Below are 18,235 nucleotides of genomic sequence, written 5' to 3'. Positions count from 1 at the left end.
CGGGGACCCTGGCCTCACCACAGCCCGCCCGACGGCTCCGGAAAGAGGCCCGGCATGCTTCTCGGCACGTGGAACCTGGAGAACCTCTACCGCCCCGGCGGCCCCTCAGGACCCAAGGACAAGGCCGCCTACGACACGAAGCTCGCCGCCCTCGCCGCCGTGCTCACCGCCCTGGACCCGGGGCTGCTCGGCGTGCAGGAGGTCGGCGATCCCGAGGCGCTGGAGGACCTGACCGGCCTGCTGGGCGGCACCTGGCACACCGCGCTCTCGGAGCATCCGGACGGGCGCGGCATCCGGGTCGGCTTCCTCAGCCGCACCCCGCTGGAGGAACTCGCCGACACGAACGTCTTCCCGGCGAAACTGCGTCCCGTGCAGGAGGACGACTCGGGCGCGCAGGTCGGAGCGGCCGGCCGGGGCTTCCTCGCGGTGGAGACGGTCACCGAGGCCGGCCCGCTGCGGGTGGCCGTCGCCCACCTCAAGTCGAAGCTGCTGTCCTACCCGGGCAACCGTTTCTTCCCCCACGACGAGGGCGAACGCGCCCGCTACGGCGCCTACGCCCTCTACCGCCGCGCGGCCGAGGCCACCACCCTGCGCGCCCTCGCCGACACACTCCTGTCCGGCGACGGCCGCGAGCGGGACGTCGCCGTACTGGGCGACCTGAACGACGAGGTACAGGCGGCGACCACCCAGATCCTGCTCGGCCCGCCCGGCTCGGAGATCGGCACGGCGGGCTACGACCGCCCGGACCAGGGCGACGCGCTCCGACTGTGGGACGTGGCCCCGTTGATCCCCGCCGACCAGCGCTACTCCCGTGTCAACTCCGGCCGCCGCGAACTGATCGACCACATCCTGGTCAGCCACCGCCTGGTCCACCGGGTGACGGCGGCGGGCACGGGCATACCGGGCGAGGGCACGCTGCGGCTGCCGTCGGTGGGGCCGGATCCAGCGGAGCGGCGGGGTGCGCCGGGGTCGGATCACGCGCCGGTGTGGATGCGGGTGGGCTGACTCGGTACGGTGACGCGGATCTTCGACTGACCGTGCGGGAGTTCCTCCCAGTCCGTCATGAAGCGTGCGCTCAGGCCGTGTCGGGCCGCGAGGGCGAGGAGCGTCTCGGTGCGGTAGTAGAAGTCCTCCCGCAGGACCTGGTGTTCCTCCCCCTCCGTACGGTCGAAGGTGAAGTCGAACCAGCCCCCCGGCGCCAACACCCGCCCCACGTTGGCCAGGCACTCCTCGATGACGGGCAGCGGGGAGTGCGAGAAGACGCTGTGCGCGTGGACGACGTCGAAGTGGGCGTCGGGCAGGAAGCCCAAGGTGAGGTCGTGGACGGGCGTCAGGGTGGGGAGCCGCTGCTGGAGACCCATCTCCACGACCGTGTCCTGCGCGGCGACGAGGATGTCCGGCGAGATGTCGATGCCGTAGTAGTGGCCGGGCTCCAGATGCCGGATGAAACGCCAGCCGCCGCGCAGATTGCCGCAGCCGATCTCCAGCATGCGATGGTCGGGGCGCAGACCGTGGCCGACGAGGTAGTCGAACTGCATCGCGCCGAGCGCCAGCCAGCGTTCGCGGTTACGGCTGCCGACCGCGTTGTCGGGGTCGGTACGGGTGTCGGAGCGCATCACGGCGCGGTAGTAGGAGACGTGGTCGGGGTGGCGGTGGCCGAGCCACACGTCCCGGGCGGCGCGGGCCAGATGGCGGGGCACCCGGTCGGGGTGGCGCAGGGCGTAGGCGATGCGGTGGCCGAGGGCGGCGCGGTTGGCGGTGAGGTTCTTGGCGGCCATGGGGCGGGTGCCTTTCGAGGTGGCGGTGCGTGCTGTTGCCAGCCTCGGGGCGCGGACACGGCACCTGGCTCGGCCGACAGTCGCTGGTCCGCGGCCCCTTCGGACGAACCCGATGTCAGCCGATCGGTTGATGCGCCGCCTCGCCGCGCGCGTTAGACACGGAGGATGGAACACACCGATCCGGACGAGCGCTGGCTGGTCGCGACCGTGCACGCGGCGTTCTTCCTGCTGCTCGGCTCCTCGTTCGTCCGCTTCCTGATGCGCGACGGAGGCGGAGCGCACACCGGTTGGGTCGTGACCCTCTTCGCCGCCTTCTTCCTCCTCTATGTCCTCGGTCGCGTCCTCACCCCGGCGCCCCGCCCCGGCGCGGCACCGACCGCCCGTCATCTGGTCTGGCTGGGCACGGTGTCGGCGGTGTGGGCCGTCCTCGTGGTCGTGGCGCCGAGCGCCACGTGGTGCGCGATGCCGTTGCTGTTCGTCGGGGTGCACACGCTGCCGCCACGGATCGCGGTGCCGCTGGCCGCCGTGCTCACCGCGTTGGTCGTCGCCTCCGAGATCCGTGTCGCGCACGGCACGCTCAACCCGAACATGGTCGTGGCCCCGCCGGCCGTCGCCGCGGTCGCCACCGCCGTACTGGTCCATCTGCAACGGCAGTCGGTACGCCAACGAGTCCTGATCGACGACCTGGTCCGCACCCGTCGCGACCTCGCCGCCACCGAGCGGCGGGCCGGCGTGCTGGCCGAACGGCAGCGGCTGTCCACCGAGATCCACGACACGCTCGCCCAGGGCCTGTCCAGCCAGCGGATGTTGCTCCAGGCCGCCGAGCGGGTGTGGGAGTCGGACCCGGAGGCGGCCCGCGCGCATCTCGGCAAGGCGGCCGGCATCACCTCGCGGGGCCTCACCGAAGTCCGCCGTCTCGTCCACGACTTGGCGCCGGCCGACCTCGCCGAGCACTCCCTGCCGGGGGCGCTCGCCGCGCTGGCGGAACGGGAGAGCGGGCCGGGCCTGACGGTGGAGTTCAAGGAGTTCCGGGAGTTCCGGCTGGACGGCACCCCTGGCCCCCTCCCGGAACGGTCCGAGGCCGCCCTTCTCCGCATCGCCCAGGGCGCGTTGGCGAACGTCCGCGAGCACGCGGCGGCGACCCGGGCCGCGCTGACCCTGACCTGGCTGGACGACCAGGTCTCCCTGGACGTCGCCGACAACGGCCGGGGCTTCGACCCGACCGCCGCGCCACCGACCGGTGTGTCCGACCGGTCGCGCGGCCACGGCCTGCCGGCGATGCGGATCCGGGCACGCCAGTCGGGCGGAACGCTGACCGTGGAGTCGACGCCGGGCGAGGGCACGGTCGTCTCGGCGGCGATCCCCGTGTCCTCCAACGTCCTTGAGGAGCAGGTCTCTTGAGCACCACGGATGCCGCCGGGGCCGGTCCGACGAGCACGCCCGTGCGCCTCCTCCTGTGCGACGACCACGCGGTCGTACGGGCCGGACTGCGCGCCCTGCTGTCCAGCGCCGAGGGCATCGAGGTGGTCGGCGAGGCGGGCAGCGGGGAGGAGGCGCTGGCGCTGGCCGCGCGGCTGCGCCCGGACGTGGTGCTGATGGACCTGCAACTGGGCGAGGGCATGGACGGCGTGACGGCGACAAGAGAGCTGACGTCGGCCGAACCGGCCCCGCGCGTACTGGTGTTGACGATGTTCGACACGGACGCGGACATCACCCGGGCCATCGAGGCGGGCGCCACGGGCTATCTGCTGAAGGCGGAGCGCCCGGAGGAACTCTTCGCGGCGATCCACAGCGCCGCGTCAGGCCGTACGGCCCTGTCCGCGCCGGTCGCCGACCGCCTCCTGGCCCGCATGCGCAGCCCGCGCCCCACCCTCTCCGAACGCGAGCACGACATCCTCGGCCAGCTCGCCCGCGGCCTCGGCAACCGCGAGATCGCCCGGGCGCTGTTCATCAGCGAGGCCACGGTGAAGACCCATCTCGGGCGGATCTACGGCAAGTTGGGGGTGGAGACGCGGGCGGGCGCGGTCGCGGTGGCGAAGGAGCGGCGGTTGTTGCGGTGACGGGGGTGGGGCGGGGGCGAAGGCCGGCCACCGGGACACCACGTCACGGAGTCACCCGGCGAGGGGCAACGCGGACGGCCGTAGCCCCCGTAGCCCCGTCCGTTCCCGCTCCCGCTCCAACTCGTCGAGGAGTTCGGCGAGTTGCTCGCTGTGCCGGGCCGACAGGTGGCCGGAGTCGTCGAGGTGGACGGCGCAGGCGGTCGTGGTGTCCACGAGCCGTTCGAGGGTGGCGACGACCTGGTCGGCGCCGGCCGAGTGCCGGGCGAGGGAGGGGAGTTCGGCGGCGGAGAGGGCGATGGCGGTGCGGGCCTCGGCGAGCGCGCGGTAGGCCTCGCGGCGCAGGGTCCAGCGGGCGGCACGGTCGTCGCTGCCGCTCAGTACGTGGTCGAGGTAGGCGTGCGCGGCGATGCCGGCCCGGGTGAGCCGGGCCCGTACCGTCCCGCCCCGCTGCCCCGGCATCGGCAGATGTCCGACGACGAGCACGATGGCGCAGGCCAGCAGCGTCTCGCCGATCCGTCCCGCGGAGGCCTGCGGTTCCCCGCCGACCATCACCAGGGCGAGCACGAGGACGGTGACGACGGCGGTCTGGGCGGCGAAGTGGCGGGTGGCGACGGGGATGAGGGCACCGCTGACGGCGACCAGTGCGATGAGCCCCTCGGGCCGGGGCAGCACGAGGGCGAACCCGGCGAACAGGAGGGCGCCCAGGACGGTCCCGGCCGCCCGGCACAACACCCGGGAGACCAGCGGTCCGAGGTCGGGCTTGACGAGGAAGACGGCGGTGGCGGGCAGCCAGTACCAGTGCTCGTGCTGCCCGTACCAGCGGGCGTGGTGCAGGGCCTGCGCGACGGCGACGGCGGCTCCGAAGCAGAGGGCGACCCGCAGCCCGTACTCCCGCCCGCCGGCCCCGAAAGCGACCTTGAACAGCCCCCGGACGGACCGCCGCCGGGTGTGCAGGTCGGTCCCCTTCCCCCGGTCGAAGGCCTCGGCGGCGTGCAACAGCGCGTCGTCCAGGGCCCGTAGCGCGGGCGCGGAGCGGTGCGGCGCGGGCAACGGCCCGGTGTGCGTGCTTTCCCGTACGGCGGTGGCGAGCCGGCGCGGTCCTTCGGAGGCCCGTCCGGCCACGGCCTCCCCGCCCCAGGCGAGGGCGGTCGCCGCCTCGGCCAACGGGAGCGCGGCCGCGTACTGCGCGTGCAGCCGCCGCTCGGACGAGGAACTGGCGTACCGCCGGAGCCGGGGCCCGGCGAGGGCGTCCTGCGCGTGATCGAGGGCGGCGGTCAGCGCCGCCCTTCGGGCGATGGCCTCGTCTGTGCCGACGGCGTCGAGGAGTTCGGCGACGGCGTCGTACACGGCGGCGACGGCGGCGCGTTCACCGTCGAAGCGGAAGTCGTCGGCGATGGCGCCGGGGGTCGGCAGCACCAGCCGCAACGCCACCAGCCAGCCGGCACCGGCGAGGAAGGCGAGGGCGCGCTGCCAGCCCTCCTCGGGCAGGGGCATCCCGGCACCGATGGCGGAGGCGACGAGCAACTGTGTACCGGCACCGGAGGCGACAGGCCCAACTGCGCTGACACCACCGGCTATCAGACCGATCCCGGTGAACAGAAGGGTGAGCACCACGGCCCCCACATGTTCCCCCGCGTACGTCCCCACCAGCATCCCGCCCGCTCCCGCGAGCGCCGGTACCCCGATCCGGCGCACGGACGCCCGCCGGCTGCCTGGCCGGTCGTTGATCCCGGCGAGCATGGCGGCGATGGCGGCGACGACACCGAGGGAGGTGCGGTCGAGGAGGACGGCGGCGAGGAGGAGAGGGCCTGCGGACAACGCCCCGCGGGTGACGGCACTCCAGGGGACGGGGCCGCGTTGGGTGCGCAGGGCGTGGGCGAGCCATGGGGGGACGGGCGCGGTGCGGGACACGCTCCTCACCGTAGGACGCGTGAGGGGAGAGAACGGGACGTCGGCATTTCAGGAATGTGACGATCGGCGGGAAGGGCGAGTTCTTTATGTACGAAACCCTGAAGCACCTCACCGCGCCTAGCGGCAAAAGAAGGTGGACCCGGGGGCGTAGCCTGCCCCCGGGCCCTGTGAGGCCGCCCACATTCACACGCCGGTCCGCTTTGGGGTCCAGGTCAGTCATCATGTCGTCGCGTCCTGCCTTTGGACCACCGCACATCGAGCTGCGCGGACTGGACTTGAACCAGTATTTCGACGACGTGGGGGCCTGGGCCCGATGGATCCGGCGATGGACGGCGAATACTGAGTCTGGAGCGAGAGTCTGAGATTGATTCATCACGACAAGCTTCAGCATCAGCTTTGCGCTCTTCGCGCACCCCGGTCACAAGGACCGGGGAGTCTCATATTTCAGAGGCAAGTATCAAAGGCCTGAATGATACTGGCCCACTGGCTACTGGAAGAGAAAGCCGAACACGGCGTCCCCGACCCGCTGATCGACGACCTCGACCCCGTTCGCCTCCTCCCGCGCGAACTTCACCGCCTGCTGCAACTTCTCGACCCGGTCGAGGAGTTCGTTGACGCGGCGGGCGGGCAGCGCGCCGGAGAACTTCACGGTCGTCCAGTACCCGACGGGTATGTCCTCGTAGTAGACCTCGACCTGCGCGGGATGCTTCTCGGTGGCCTCGGCCTTCACGTGGTTGCGAGGCACCTTCTTGGTCCGCAGAGTCCGTACGGCCTCCGTCTTCCACGCGTCGGTGGACGGGTCCTGCACCCAGAACTCGGAGGCGTCGAGAACGGGCAACCTCCGCACAAAGGCGTTGAGTTCGACGAGCTGCTTCTCCAGAAAGAGCAGATACGACACCGGCACACCGGCGACGACCACCCGCCCGTCCACCGTCACATCCGCCCGCGCCTCGCAGTTGGCCCAGTCCTTGGTGGCGGTCACGTCGAACAGCCGCGTAAGCGTCGCCGCGGTCTCCCGCAACACCCCTTCGGCCTGCACCTGCACCCGGGTCGACTCGGGCGGCAACTGCTCGCCCTCCTCGTCCTTCGGCTGATAGGTCCGCGAGATACCGGCCAGAAGCGCGGGCTTCTGGAGCCCGTGCTGAGCAGCCGTGAGGTCCTGGTGGGCCTTGGACTTGATGCCCTTCTCCACCGCGATGATCTGATTGAGTTTCGCCACGAGAATGAAGCTAGCAGCGGCAACTCCCTTAATGCGAAAGGTTTTCCGTCACCCGCCGAATGCATCGGCGACGGCCCGGAAGAGCGCCTCGGCATTGTCGACGGCCCGGGCCAACATCTCCGGCTCCGGTTCCGCTCCCAATCCGCCGAGCACCCCGTCGATACCCCGCAGCCCGGCCCGTTCCAACAACCGCTTCTCGTTCGTCACCCACTCCCCCCGCGCGGCCAACACGCCGTGCCCGGTCTGAACAGCAGCCGTGGCAACGGCCCCGGCGACCTCGGTGAGCCGACCGTGCGGGACGTGATTGGCCTTCGTATAGGAGAGGGTGACGCGTGCGGTCCCGAACCAGCGCTCGGCGGCGGAGACACGCAGCGCCTCCGGATACCGGTCGGGCCGCGGCACTTCCCCCTCTCCCCGCAACACTCGATTGATCGCCAACTCGGCGACGATCAGGTAGGTGGGAATCCCCGCGAGATGAAACAACAACGGCTCCACCCGGAACCGCCCCTTCTCCGCCTCCGCCACCTCGTGCTCTACGGCGTCGAGATCGCGATAGTGCACGTCGACGCGTCGCCCGTCGACGGTCAGCCACGCACCCCCGTTGAACACCCCACCACCCCACCCACCGACCTCGGAGACCTCGCCCTCCCACCCCACAGCCCGAAGATCCGCCGGATCGAAGGAGCCGCGGTAGTAGACGGCCATGTCCCAGTCACTGTCGGGGCGGTGCGTGCCCTGCGCGCGAGAACCACCGAGGGCCACGGCACGGACGGTGGGGAGGTCGGCGAGGCGATCGGCGACGGCGTCGAGGAAGGCCCGGTCGTCTCTGGTCGTGTCACCGTCACCGCTCATGTCAGCCATGACAGCAGCCTGCCCCTCGCCGGCCCGTCCGTGCCACGCGTTATCAGTGCACGCCTTTGGCGGCGTGGTCGTCCTGAAAATGGGGTGAAGTGCGCGCACCGGCCCCCTAGGGTGCCCGCATGCACAGCGACCCGGATCCCGAAGTGGCGCTCCGTCGAGCCACCGCCCCCGACGCCCGCCCCGCCGCCGACGTCTGGCTCCGTTCCTTCGCCGCCGCGCTGCCGACCGTCGTCAGTCCACGGTCCGCCGATGACGTGCGGGGACATTTCCGGGACGTGGTGGTGCCGTTCCGGGAGACATGGGTCGCGGATGCCGGGGGGACGGTCGTCGGGGTGATGGTCGTCAAGGGGGACGAGCTCTCCCAGCTGTACCTCGAACCCGACTGGCGTGGGCGCGGGATCGGTGACCTGTTCGTCGGGCTGGCCAAGGAGCGCAGTCCGCGCGGGCTGACGCTGTGGACCTTCCAGGTCAACAAGCCCGCCCACCGCTTCTACGAGCGGCACGGCTTCGTCGCGGTCGAGTACACGGACGGGAGCGGGAACGAGGAGCGGGAGCCGGATGTGCGGTACGTGTGGCAGCCGTAGGGCCGGCAGTCGTCTTGGTCAACTCACCTTCCCCGTCGCCGCGTTGCGCGCCAGTTCCAACGCGTACGTCGGCCACCACTGACCCGCCGCCGGACCACCCCGGCACGTGCCGTCGGACTCGCCCGGGCGTTTGATCCACAGGTAGGCGTCCAGGAGGGCGTTGCCCGTGCGGGTCGTGGGTGGGGTGCCCAGGGCGCGGCCCGGGGGGTTGCACCAGGCGTCCGTGCCGGTGGCGGCGGTGTTCGGGCCGTTGCCGTTGCGGCTGGTGTCGATGACGTAGTGCTTGCCGCCGAGGTCCTTCGACAGCCAGTCCCCGTACGTCGAACTCGCCGCGCTGGTCTGGAAGTTGGAGACGTTCAGCGCCACGCCGTCGGCCCGGGCCACGCCCGCCGACTTCAGCGCGGCGACCAGGCGCCAAGCCTCCGGGATCCAGGCGGAGTTGCCCGCGTCGAGGTAGACGTGGGTGTGCGGTTGCCGCTTGAAACGGTCGACCGCGTAGGCGAGCAACGCGTACCGCTCGGTCGCCGCCACCCGCGTGCAGCCCGCCACCACCTGCGCCACCGCGTCCGGTTCGACGATCACGTACGCGCCCCGGTCACCCAGCGCCGTCGCGAACTGGTCCGCCCAGGCACGGTAGTCGGCCGCCGTGGGGGCACCGCCCACCGAGTACTGGCCGCAGTCGCGGTTCGGGATGTAGTACGCCACCAGCACGGCGAGTCGGCCCGCCCGCTCGGCCGCGGTCGTGCGGGCGCGGACCACCGGACCGGGGTCCGGGCCGTTCAGCCACTCGGCCTGAGGGCGGTCGGCGATACGGTCCATGAGAGCGGCGTCGGCCGTCCGGCCCTGCCCTCGCCACTCGGCGGACTGCCTGGCGGCGCGCGAGTCGGGGTCCGTCCACAGGTCCGGCGACGGCTCCGCGGCACTGCGGGAGGCGCCCGTGCAGCACAGGCCGGCCAGCAAAGCCGCCAGCAGCATCCGCGGCGCGGACCCGGACCCCGACCCGGTCGGTCGAGCGGGCAGGTTCCTGAACACTGGCTTCTCCGTCCCCGGCACGACTCGCTCGTCCTGACGGGAGTCTGCGGGTACGGCTCCGCACAGCCCGGCGCATCACCGGGCAGGTCGTCGGAAAATCACCCCGACGGCGGTCGTCGCCACCTAGTCTCTGCCGTCGGCCTGCCCGGCCCCCACGGTCTGCCCAGTGCGTCCGCTCCCTGGCCCCCGGTGCTCGTACGCCCAAGCCGCAGCCTGCGCCGACAACTGGACGAGGTTCGGCTCGGAGGTGTCGCCGCCGAGGTGGCGGTATTCGACGGCGGTGAGGATGACGACGCGTTCGGGCAGGCCGAGGTGGTCGTGGAAACCGGTCGCGAGGATGTCGGCGGCGGCCTCGACGGCCGGGACGCCCGCCGTATGGTGGGCGTGGACGAGCGCTTCGAGTTCGCGGAGATAGGCGACGTACGCCCGGACGTCCTGCGGGGTCATCAGCGGGCCGTGGCCGGGGACGACGACCTCGGGGTCGAGGGCGAGGACCGTCTCGCAGGCGGCCACGATCGCGGACAACGGGCCGTCCCAGTGCACGGGATGGTCGTCGGCGAACAGTACGTCCCCGGCGCAGACGACCCGCTGAGCGGGGAAGTGGACGATCAGGTCACCGGCCGAGTGTGCCGGTCCCACCTCGATCAACTCGGCCTCGATGCCGCCCACTTGGAGGTCGTGCCGGCCGGAGAAGGTGGTGGTGGGCGGGACGGTCTCCAGGTCCTCGTACCGGTAGCGGCCGAAGTGCTCGCGGGCGTACCAGCCGAGGGGTTCGTCGGGCGGTGTCCCGTGCGTGAGGAAGTGCATCTGCTGGGGTGACGGTTCGCGGCACAGGTGCTCGACGCTGGCCCGGGTGGCGATGATCTCGGCGCCGGGGAAGCAGCCGTTGCCGAAGGTGTGGTCGCCGTTGACGTGCGTGTTGACGATCGTCCTCACGGTGATGTCGGCACCCAGGGCCCGGCCGGCCGCCGCGATCAGCGCCTCCGTCATCGGCCGGTCGTAGGGGGTGTCGACCAGCGCCGCCTGCTCGCCGGACGTGATCAGCAGACAGTTCGCGAAGCCCCAGGTGCCGATGTGCTGCGGCGCCCACAGGTGGAGCCCCTCGGCAACCGGAACGAGTCCGTCAGGAAGGTTCATGCCCTCATTCTGACCGCACGACTTCACGCCCTCACGGGTCACCCCCGCCCCAGACCCGCCGCTTCACCAACGGCCGCGCATAACCCCCCGCCCGACTCGTCGACAACCCCAACTCGACCAAGGACTCGGCGAGTTTGACCGCGGCCCCGACGCCGTCGACGACCGGCAGGCCAAGCTTCTCCCCAACCGCCTTCTGCAGCCCCGTCATTCCGGCGCACCCGAGCACCAGGACCTCCGCCCCCGCCGCCCGCGCCCGCTCCGCCGCCGCCACGAACGCCTCCTGCGTGCGGTCGGGGTCGCCCAGGTCGAGGACACCGAGCCCCGTGCCGACGACGGCGGCGCAGTTGCGGCCCACGCCGGCCAGTTCCAGGCTGTCCTCGATCTGGCCGCAGGAGCGCTCAAGGGTGGTGACGACGCCGTAGCGCCGGCCCAGCAGACACGCCAGATGGGCCGCCGCCTCCGTGATGTCGACCACGGGTACGTCGACCAACTCCCGTACGCCTTCCCGCCCGTGCTCCCCGAAGCCGGCCAGCACGACGGCGTCGTAGGCGGGGCCCTCGTAGGTGCGCAGCAGGTCCATGACGGCCGCCGCCGAGAGGTAGCTGTCGAGCCAGCCCTCCGCCGACTCGGGGCCCCAGGCGGGGGTCAGACCGGTCACGGAGGTGCCCGGGCCTGCGGCGGCCCGGGCACCTCGTACGATCTCCTCGGTCATCTCCTGCGTGGTGTTGCAGTTGGTGACGACGATCCGCACTCCGCTCAGACCTCCACCTCGACGGACGGTTCGGCACTGCGCTCCGCGCGCTCGCTGCGGCAGATCAGCAGGTACAGGCCCGCGCCCAGCGCCGTGCCGATGAACCAGGAGTACGGGGCGACATCGCTGAAGGTCTTCACCAGCGCGAGCACCGCCGCGACCGCCGCCGACGGCAGGAACGCGGCGAGGGCCTTGGGGTTGACGCCGTTCCGGTAGTAGTAGCGGGAGCCGGGGCGGGCGTCGAAGAGTTCGTCGACGTTCACCCGACCGCGCTTGACCCAGTAGTAGTCGACCATGATCACGCCGAACAGCGGGCCCAGGAAGGCGCCGAGGCCGCCGAGGAAGTAGTTGACGACCGTGGGGTTGGAGAAGAGGTTCCACGGGGTCACCACCAGCGCGGCCACCGTGCTGATCATGCCGCCGATCCTGAAGGTGATCTTCTGCGGCCAGACGTTGGCGAGGTCGTACGCCGGTGAGACGAAGTTGGCGACGATGTTGACGCCCATGGTGGCGACCGCGAAGGTCAGCGCGCCCAGCACCATCACCCAGGTGTTGCCGACCTTGGCGACCAACTCGGCCGGGTCGGTGATGGCTTGACCCCAGACCTCCAGCGAGCCCGCCGTGACGATCACCGAAACGACCACGAAGGCCGTGGAGTTGATGGGCAGGCCCCAGAAGTTGCCGCGGCGGACGGTCTTGTAGTCCGGCGCGAAGCGGGAGAAGTCGCAGAAGTTGAGCATCAGCGTGCCGTAGGTCGCGAGGATCAGGCCGATCGCGCCGAACCACTGGCGCCACTGCTCGCCGACCGGGACCGGGTGCGGGGTGGAGGTGAGCGAGAGGCTCCAGCCGGCCTTCGACAGCACCCACACCGCCAGCGCGATCATCACCAGCCAGATCGCGGGACCGCAGAAGTCCTGGAACTTCCTCACGGACTCCATGCCCTGACTGATGATCACCGCCTGGATCAGCCACAGCGACACGAAGGAGATCCAGCCCAGGGCATCAAGTCCCAGGAAGGAGTGATGAGTCCAGGACTCCAGACCCGGCCAGGCGGCCAGCAGCATCACGTTGACGGCGACGGAGGCCAGGTAGGTCTGGATGCCGTACCACATGATGGCGATCACGGCCCGGATGAGGGCTGGGATGTTGGCGCCCCAGACGCCGAAGCTGATGCGGCTGACGACCGGGAACGGGACGCCGTGCGCCTGCCCGATCTTCCCCATCCAGTTCATGCCGACGTAGATGAGCACGAAGCCGACGAGCAGGGAGGTGAAGACCTGCCAGACGTTCATGCCGAGGACCAGCAGGCCGGCGGCGAAGGTGTAGTTGCCGAGGTTGTGGACGTCGGACATCCACATGGCGAAGAGGTCGAAGACCTTCCAGTTCCGCTTGCCGGCGGGGGCGAGGTCTTCGTTGGTGAGCCGGGGGTCGGGGACGAACGCTGGGGCGCCGGTGGCTTCGGCGCGGTCGGCGAGGGACACGGGGCCTCCATGAGCGACGGGGCTGAGGGACGGAGGAGGACTGCTTGCCGGGTCGTTTGGTATACCAAACTGCCGACATGGTCCCGCCGTCAAGCGTTCCGACCGATGTCCGCCCCGTTACTTCTCCGTAAACCCACCCTCACCCGCCTCCGCGGGAACGCCCCCGCGTCGGCGAAGATGGGGCCATGGGCGCCATGACGAAGATCGAACCCCTCGGTGCGGTGCGCGAGCGGGTCCTGGCCACGCTGCGGCAGGACATCATCGCGGGCCGGCTGCGGGCCGGGGACCGGCTGGTCGAGCGGGAGCTGGCCGAGCGGTTCGGGGTCTCCCGGGTGCCGGTCCGGGAGGCGATCCGGGCCCTGGTCGCCGAGGGCTTCGTCCTCTTCGAGTCCGCTCGCCGAACCGTCGTACGCCGTCTGACACCGACCGACGTCAAGGAACTCTTCGAGCTGCGCGAGGCGTTGGAGGTCTACGCGGCGGGCCTGGCCGCACAGCGGGCCACCCCTGAGGCGCTGACGGAGCTGCGCGAGCTGCTCGCCCAGGCGGCCACGGCGACGGAGGCGGGCGACGGCGAGACCATCACGGACGTCAACACCCGCTTCCACGACCGCATCCTCGCCCTCGCCGGCAACAGCCTCCTGATCTCGGTCATGGAACCGGTCGACGGCCGCCTGCGCTGGCTCACCCGCCAGAACGAGGAGTGGCCCCAACTCCTCACGGAACACGAGGAGTTGTACGAGGCGATCGCGTCCGGCGATCCTGACCGGGCCCGCGCCCACGCCCTGGACCACGTGCAGGCCAACTACCGCTCCACGGTGCGGCATCTGTTCGGGGACGCCGAAACGCAGGACTGATCCGCCGACCGACTGCCGTACGGACATCACCGACTGGGGGACACCATGGCGCGCCGATCCCGGCTCAGCCTCTCCACATCCATTGCCATGCTCATGATGGTCCCGACACTCGCCGCGTGCGGCTCCGGAGCGGACGACGAGCCCCCGCGTCAACAGGCGAAGAACACATCGGGCCCGAAAGCCAGAACCCTGAGCAAGGCGGAGCTGGAACAAGCCGCGGTCACGGCCGGCGATCTCGCCGGCTACGAGGTCCAGACGACGCTGACCGCCACGTACGCGTCCCGCAAGAAGGCCGATCCCGACGCGTGCGCTCCCCTCATGCAGGCGGTCGGCGGCAGCAGCGGCTACGCGGCCACGGCACGCGTCGGCCGGACCGTCTTCCCGAAGAAGCAGGGCAGCGGCGCGCAGGTGATCCTCTCGTCCCACAGCGCCGCGGACGCCGTGCGGGTGATGGAGGCGTTGCGGACGGCCGCCGAGCGGTGCGAGGGCTTCAAGGACGTCACCGCGGACCTCGCCTACGAGGACGTCGAGGTGCGCCCGGACGCCGGTCTCGGCGACGAGTCGGTGTCCCTGGGCATGACACAGCTGGTGTCGGGCGACGACATCCGGGTCCCCTACGCGGTGGTCGCCGTCCGGCAGGGGGCGACGGTCGCCATGTTCCGTACGTTCAACAACCCCTCGCGCCCAGGCGGCAAGAAGGCGGCCGTCGTACCGGAGACGGTCATCGAGGCCCAGCTGAGGAAGATCGCCCTCTAGCCCGTTTCCCCTCGCACCGCCAACCCCGCCGTCTCCCCCGCCGTGCGCAGCACGTCCCGCAGCATCTCCGGCGTCAACTTCCCCGTGAACGTGTTGCGTTGGCTGACGTGGAAGCAGCCGAACAGATCGATCCCGTCCAACGGGACCCGCACGCCGTGACCGAAGACCGGCCGAGGTCGCGGTACCGTCCAGCCCGCCGCCGCGAACGCCGGCAGGGACGCCTGCCAGCCGAAGGCGCCGAGCACGACCACCGCACGCAACGTCGGCCGCAGCAGCCGGAGTTCGTCGACCAGCCAGGGGCGGCAGGTGTCCCGCTCCACCGGCGTGGGCTTGTTCTCGGGCGGCGCGCAGTGCACGGGGGACGTGATGCGGACACCGTGCAGTGCGAGGCCGTCGTCCACCGTCGTGGCCGTCGGCTGATTCGCCAACCCCACGTCGTACAGGGCCTGGTAGAGCACGTCCCCCGACCGGTCGCCGGTGAACATGCGGCCCGTGCGGTTGCCGCCGTGCGCGGCCGGGGCGAGGCCGATGATCAGCAGCCGGGCGTCCGGCGGGCCGAACCCCGGTACCGGCCGGCCCCAGTACGTCCAGTCGGCGAAGGCGGCGCGCTTGACCCGGGCCACCTCCTCACGCCAGTCGACCAGCCGGGGGCAGGCCCGGCAGTCAGCGATCCGCAGGTCGAGTTCGGAGAGGGCGTCCACGTCACCACCGTACGACCGTCTCCACTACGTCCACGCCGCCCCGAGCGCCACGAACCCGCAGATCAGGAGGAACAGGATCGCCAGCAACGGCCAGACGAACCGCAGGTACTTGTCGTAGCCGATCTTGGCGAGTGCCACGCCACCGATCGTCACCGCCGTCGTCGGCACCCACAGGTTCATCCAGCCGCTGGCCGCCTGCCAGGCCGTCACGACGAGTGCGCGGGAGACTCCCGCGAAGTCGGCGAGCGGGGCGAGGATCGGCATCGCGAGGGTGGCGTGGCCGGAGGTGGAGGGGATCAGGAAGGCCAGCGGGAGGTTGACGACGAAGACGAGGATCGCGAAGACACCGGCCGACGTGCCTTTGACCACGCCCTCGATGGAGTGCAGGACCGTATCCGTGATCTTCGAGTTGTTCATGATGACGGTCACGCCCCGGGCCAGCACGATGACGAGCGCGGGGGAGATGAAGTCCGCCGCGCCCTGGATGATCGTCGAGCTGAGCTTCTGCTCGCGCATCCGCGCCACGAGTCCGATCAGGACCGCCGCGCACAGGAAGAGGGCGGCCAACTGCGGGAAGGACCAGTCCAGTTCCCAGCCGTACGGGGTCGCGTCCGCGTCGCCGGTGAGCGCGCTCGCCCAGGGCACCACCGAGAAGATCATGAAGGCGAAGACCAGGCCCATGGTGACCAGGACCGCCTTGTGCAGCCCGGTCAGCTCGGGGGCCTCCCCCACAGCCTCCTCGTTCTGGTCCCGGTCCCCGGGCAGGAATCCGGACACCGACCGCGCCGGGTCCTTCTGCACCCGCCGCGCGTACCGGATCACGTACGCGACCGTCACCGCCGTCAGCACCACCCACATCACGAACCGCAGGACGATGCCGTCGCCGAGCGAGATGTCGGCCGCCGAGGAGGCCACACCGGTCGCGAAGGGGTTCACCGTCGAGCACAGCACCCCGATCCCGGCGCCGAGGATGATCGTGCCGACGGCCACCATCCGGTCGTAGCCGAGGGCGAGCATCAGCGGCACGATCAGCCCGTAGAAGCCGAGCGTCTCCTCCGCGAAGCCCTCGATGGTGCCGAGGACCGAGAAGACGACCATGATCCCGGCGATCAGCAACGCCCCGCGCTCGCGCAGTCGGTGGGCCAGGCGGGCGATGCCCCGGTCGAGGGCGCCGGTCGCGAACACCACCGTGATGAACGCCCCGATGGCGAGCACGAACAGGAACACGCCCGCGCTGCCGTAGAGTTCGCCGGCCAGATCGGGGCCGACCTGGCCCGACTTCTCGTCCTGGATGCCGTAGAGGCCGTTGACCGGCGACAGGAACAGGTCGTTGAGGCGGTCGACGAAGCTCTGGCCGGAGTCGACGCGGTGGTACGTGCCCTGGACCGGCGCGCCGGAGTCGTTGCGCTCGTACTGCCCGGAGGGGATCAGGAAGGCGAGCAGCCAGACGGCGACCGTGACGATCGCCAGGACGGTGAGCGCGGAGGGAAACGTCAACTTCCGCTTCTGGCCGGGCTGTTGGGTGTCCGTGTCGACGGTCATACGGCCGTCTCCCGCCGGAAGTCCGCCGCGTACCGTTCGACGAATCCGCACATCGCCACGACGGTGTTGCGCAGTTCCGAGAACAGCACCCGTTCGTTCGGGGCGTGCAGATTGCACATGCTGTCCTGCGCGCCGAAGAGCAGTACCTCGGCGTCCGGGGCGGCCTGCGCGAGCCCGTTGACCAGCGGGATCGAACCGCCGGTGGCCACGTACGAGGCGTCCGCGCCCCAGGCCTCCTCCATCGCGGCGAGCGCGGCACGGTAGGCGGGACCGCCGGTCGACGCCTCGTAGCCGGGGCCGGTGTCGCCCGGCGTGACGGTGAGCGGGATGCCGAAGGGGCGCAGCGAGCGCAGATGGTCGACCAGGCGGGCCTGGGCCTCGCGCGGGTCCTGCCGGGGGTGGAAGCGGAGGTTGAGTTTGGCGCGCGCGTACGGCACCACGGCCGAGGCGGCGTGGTCGACGCTCGGCGCGTCCAGGCCGATGACCGTGATCGCGGGGCCGCTCCACAGCCGCTCGCCGAGGGTTCCGCTGCCGAGGAGGGGGACGCCGTCGCGGACCCCGGCGAGCTCGCGGAACTCCTCCTCCGTGTACGTCGCCCCGGTCCACTCCTCGCGCCGCAGCCCCGCCACGGCCACGTCGCCGTGCAGGTCGTGCAGGGTGCCGAGTGCCTTGAGCAGGGCGAGCAGCGCGTCGGGGGCCGCGCCGCCGAACTCCCCGCTGTGGCGCGGCTCCTGGAGCGTGCGGACCTCGACGGTCACCTCGGCGGCGCCGCGCAGTCCGGTGGTCAGGGTGGGTGTGCCGGGCCGGAGATTGCCGAGATCCGCAATCACCATGGCGTCGCAGGCGAACCGCTCCGGGTCGCTCGGCGGGTAGGCGTCGAAGGCGCTGCCGTACTCCTCCTGGCCCTCGAACACGATCTTCACGCCGACCGGCGGCCGGCCCTCGTACGCGCGCAGCATCCCGAGGTGCGCGATGACGTTCGACTTGTCGTCGGCGATGCCGCGCGCCCGCAGGCCGCCCTCGACGGGGGTGGGTTCGAAGGGCGGGGAGAGCCAGAGCTTCTCGTCGCCGGGCGGCTGGACGTCGTAGTGGGAGTAGAGGAGGACGGTCGGGGCGTCGGGGGTCGGCGGCGGGATCTCGGCGTAGAGGACCGGGGCGGTGTCGGGCAGGTCGATGCGCTCGATCCGGTCCACGCCGACCTGCCGCAACAGCGTGACCAGCAGGTCGTGCGCCGCCCGCACGGGCTCGGCAGGGAAGCCCGGGAACGCGACGGAGGGGATGGCGGCCAGCCGCTCCAGATCGGCCCGCAGCCCGTCCATCAGCCCGTCGACCTTGGCTGCCATGTCCACGTTGGATCCCCTCGTTCCGGCCTGAGCGCTCTCCGGCTCCAGCCTCGGCGGGGCGGGGGTGGGGTGCATCCGGGGTGGGCCAAGGGGGTGCGGGCACGAGACCTGGCCCGTGCCGCAGGTGGTGGCCGCGGAACAGCTCGGCACCACCGGCCCGACCCTCCCACCGGTGACCTGAACGGCGTTCCCGGAGACAGATCACGACGTCACACCCGCGTACTA

At 71.3% G+C, this 18,235-nt stretch carries 17 protein-coding genes; 6 read left to right on the top strand and 11 right to left on the bottom strand.

Translation table 11 applies throughout. From position 1 onward, the window contains the following. The first annotated feature begins 54 nt into the window (after positions 1-54). The gene (locus ACWD5F_RS26315) at positions 55-1,005 is read left to right on the top strand and encodes an endonuclease/exonuclease/phosphatase family protein (protein ID WP_451257891.1); all 951 of its coding nucleotides are present in this window, start codon (positions 55-57) and stop codon (positions 1,003-1,005) included. Here ACWD5F_RS26315 and ACWD5F_RS26310 read toward each other — a convergent pair. Then, positions 975-1,778, bottom strand: coding sequence for a class I SAM-dependent methyltransferase (locus ACWD5F_RS26310; protein ID WP_451257889.1), 804 nt, complete (start codon positions 1,776-1,778; stop codon positions 975-977). The two genes, ACWD5F_RS26315 and ACWD5F_RS26310, sit on opposite strands and share 31 nt — an antisense overlap. A 165-nt stretch (positions 1,779-1,943) precedes the next feature. Here ACWD5F_RS26310 and ACWD5F_RS26305 point away from each other — a divergent pair, with 165 nt between their 5' ends. After that, the gene (locus ACWD5F_RS26305) at positions 1,944-3,179 is read left to right on the top strand and encodes a sensor histidine kinase (protein WP_451257887.1); all 1,236 of its coding nucleotides are present in this window, start codon (positions 1,944-1,946) and stop codon (positions 3,177-3,179) included. Then, positions 3,176-3,838: a response regulator gene (locus ACWD5F_RS26300; protein ID WP_451257885.1), complete on the top strand. Its 663-nt coding sequence runs from the start codon at positions 3,176-3,178 to the stop codon at positions 3,836-3,838. The genes ACWD5F_RS26305 and ACWD5F_RS26300 overlap by 4 nt, the downstream gene beginning before the upstream one ends. Before the next feature lie 51 nt (positions 3,839-3,889). On the opposite strand, the gene ACWD5F_RS26295 is transcribed toward ACWD5F_RS26300, so the two are convergent. The 3 genes from ACWD5F_RS26295 to ACWD5F_RS26285 form a co-directional block, all read right to left on the bottom strand. After that, positions 3,890-5,749, bottom strand: coding sequence for an FUSC family protein (locus ACWD5F_RS26295; protein ID WP_451257883.1), 1,860 nt, complete (start codon positions 5,747-5,749; stop codon positions 3,890-3,892). A gap of 487 nt (positions 5,750-6,236) precedes the next feature. Next, on the bottom strand, positions 6,237-6,968 hold the full coding sequence (locus ACWD5F_RS26290) for a DUF7873 family protein (RefSeq protein ID WP_451257881.1): 732 nt from the start codon (positions 6,966-6,968) through the stop codon (positions 6,237-6,239). Positions 6,969-7,016: 48 nt separating this feature from the next. Then, a complete protein-coding gene (locus ACWD5F_RS26285) occupies positions 7,017-7,829 on the bottom strand; it encodes a nucleotidyltransferase domain-containing protein (protein ID WP_451257879.1) in 813 nt (270 codons plus the stop codon). Positions 7,830-7,948: 119 nt separating this feature from the next. Between ACWD5F_RS26285 and ACWD5F_RS26280 the strand changes: the two genes are divergently transcribed. Further along, the gene (locus ACWD5F_RS26280; RefSeq protein WP_451257877.1) at positions 7,949-8,413 is read left to right on the top strand and encodes a GNAT family N-acetyltransferase; all 465 of its coding nucleotides are present in this window, start codon (positions 7,949-7,951) and stop codon (positions 8,411-8,413) included. Between the two features lie 18 nt (positions 8,414-8,431). Here the strand turns inward: ACWD5F_RS26280 and ACWD5F_RS26275 are convergent, their stop codons facing one another. The 4 genes from ACWD5F_RS26275 to ACWD5F_RS26260 all read right to left on the bottom strand — a co-directional run bounded on the left by ACWD5F_RS26275 (position 8,432) and on the right by ACWD5F_RS26260 (position 12,814). Further along, positions 8,432-9,388, bottom strand: a complete 957-nt coding sequence (locus ACWD5F_RS26275) for a glycoside hydrolase family 6 protein (protein WP_451258280.1) — start codon at positions 9,386-9,388, stop codon at positions 8,432-8,434. A 180-nt stretch (positions 9,389-9,568) separates the two neighbouring features. Then, complete coding sequence (locus ACWD5F_RS26270) at positions 9,569-10,582, bottom strand: MBL fold metallo-hydrolase (RefSeq protein WP_451257875.1); 1,014 nt, start codon at positions 10,580-10,582, stop codon at positions 9,569-9,571. A 31-nt stretch (positions 10,583-10,613) separates the two neighbouring features. Beyond that, entirely contained in the window at positions 10,614-11,333 is a 720-nt protein-coding gene (locus ACWD5F_RS26265; RefSeq protein WP_451257873.1) for an aspartate/glutamate racemase family protein, read from the bottom strand. 5 nt (positions 11,334-11,338) lie between these two features. Beyond that, entirely contained in the window at positions 11,339-12,814 is a 1,476-nt protein-coding gene (locus ACWD5F_RS26260; protein ID WP_451257871.1) for an NCS1 family nucleobase:cation symporter-1, read from the bottom strand. A gap of 194 nt (positions 12,815-13,008) precedes the next feature. On the opposite strand from ACWD5F_RS26260, the gene ACWD5F_RS26255 reads away from it, so the two are divergent. Both ACWD5F_RS26255 and ACWD5F_RS26250 read left to right on the top strand, forming a co-directional pair. Then, positions 13,009-13,668 carry a GntR family transcriptional regulator gene (locus ACWD5F_RS26255; RefSeq protein ID WP_451257869.1) on the top strand — a complete coding sequence of 220 codons (660 nt, stop codon included), beginning with the start codon at positions 13,009-13,011 and terminating at the stop codon, positions 13,666-13,668. Positions 13,669-13,713: 45 nt separating this feature from the next. Continuing rightward, positions 13,714-14,424, top strand: a complete 711-nt coding sequence (locus ACWD5F_RS26250; RefSeq protein ID WP_451257867.1) for a hypothetical protein — start codon at positions 13,714-13,716, stop codon at positions 14,422-14,424. Here the strand turns inward: ACWD5F_RS26250 and ACWD5F_RS26245 are convergent. The 3 genes from ACWD5F_RS26245 to ACWD5F_RS26235 are packed head-to-tail and all read right to left on the bottom strand — an operon-like array spanning position 14,421 to position 18,010. Next, entirely contained in the window at positions 14,421-15,125 is a 705-nt protein-coding gene (locus ACWD5F_RS26245) for a uracil-DNA glycosylase (protein WP_451257865.1), read from the bottom strand. The genes ACWD5F_RS26250 and ACWD5F_RS26245 overlap by 4 nt on opposite strands. A gap of 24 nt (positions 15,126-15,149) precedes the next feature. After that, positions 15,150-16,667 carry a YfcC family protein gene (locus tag ACWD5F_RS26240; protein ID WP_451257863.1) on the bottom strand — a complete coding sequence of 506 codons (1,518 nt, stop codon included), beginning with the start codon at positions 16,665-16,667 and terminating at the stop codon, positions 15,150-15,152. Further along, positions 16,664-18,010 carry a M20/M25/M40 family metallo-hydrolase gene (locus ACWD5F_RS26235; RefSeq protein WP_451257861.1) on the bottom strand — a complete coding sequence of 449 codons (1,347 nt, stop codon included), beginning with the start codon at positions 18,008-18,010 and terminating at the stop codon, positions 16,664-16,666. The genes ACWD5F_RS26240 and ACWD5F_RS26235 overlap by 4 nt, the downstream gene beginning before the upstream one ends. Positions 18,011-18,235: the final 225 nt, after the last annotated feature.

It is taken from the genome of Streptomyces sp. NPDC002499 (genome assembly GCF_053595415.1).
Note: the sequence above shows the minus strand (reverse complement) of the source record. Positions and strands in the feature narration are given on the sequence as shown.

Coding starts and splice junctions, on each gene's coding strand:
- ACWD5F_RS26315 (WP_451257891.1), top strand. CDS start 55: ATGCTTCTCGGCACGTGGAACCTGGAGAACCTCTACCGCCCCGGCGGC.
- ACWD5F_RS26310 (WP_451257889.1), bottom strand. CDS start 1,778: ATGGCCGCCAAGAACCTCACCGCCAACCGCGCCGCCCTCGGCCACCGC.
- ACWD5F_RS26305 (WP_451257887.1), top strand. CDS start 1,944: ATGGAACACACCGATCCGGACGAGCGCTGGCTGGTCGCGACCGTGCAC.
- ACWD5F_RS26285 (WP_451257879.1), bottom strand. CDS start 7,829: ATGGCTGACATGAGCGGTGACGGTGACACGACCAGAGACGACCGGGCC.
- ACWD5F_RS26280 (WP_451257877.1), top strand. CDS start 7,949: ATGCACAGCGACCCGGATCCCGAAGTGGCGCTCCGTCGAGCCACCGCC.
- ACWD5F_RS26275 (WP_451258280.1), bottom strand. CDS start 9,388: ATGCTGCTGGCGGCTTTGCTGGCCGGCCTGTGCTGCACGGGCGCCTCC.
- ACWD5F_RS26270 (WP_451257875.1), bottom strand. CDS start 10,582: ATGAACCTTCCTGACGGACTCGTTCCGGTTGCCGAGGGGCTCCACCTG.
- ACWD5F_RS26255 (WP_451257869.1), top strand. CDS start 13,009: ATGACGAAGATCGAACCCCTCGGTGCGGTGCGCGAGCGGGTCCTGGCC.
- ACWD5F_RS26250 (WP_451257867.1), top strand. CDS start 13,714: ATGGCGCGCCGATCCCGGCTCAGCCTCTCCACATCCATTGCCATGCTC.
- ACWD5F_RS26240 (WP_451257863.1), bottom strand. CDS start 16,667: ATGACCGTCGACACGGACACCCAACAGCCCGGCCAGAAGCGGAAGTTG.
- ACWD5F_RS26235 (WP_451257861.1), bottom strand. CDS start 18,010: ATGGCAGCCAAGGTCGACGGGCTGATGGACGGGCTGCGGGCCGATCTG.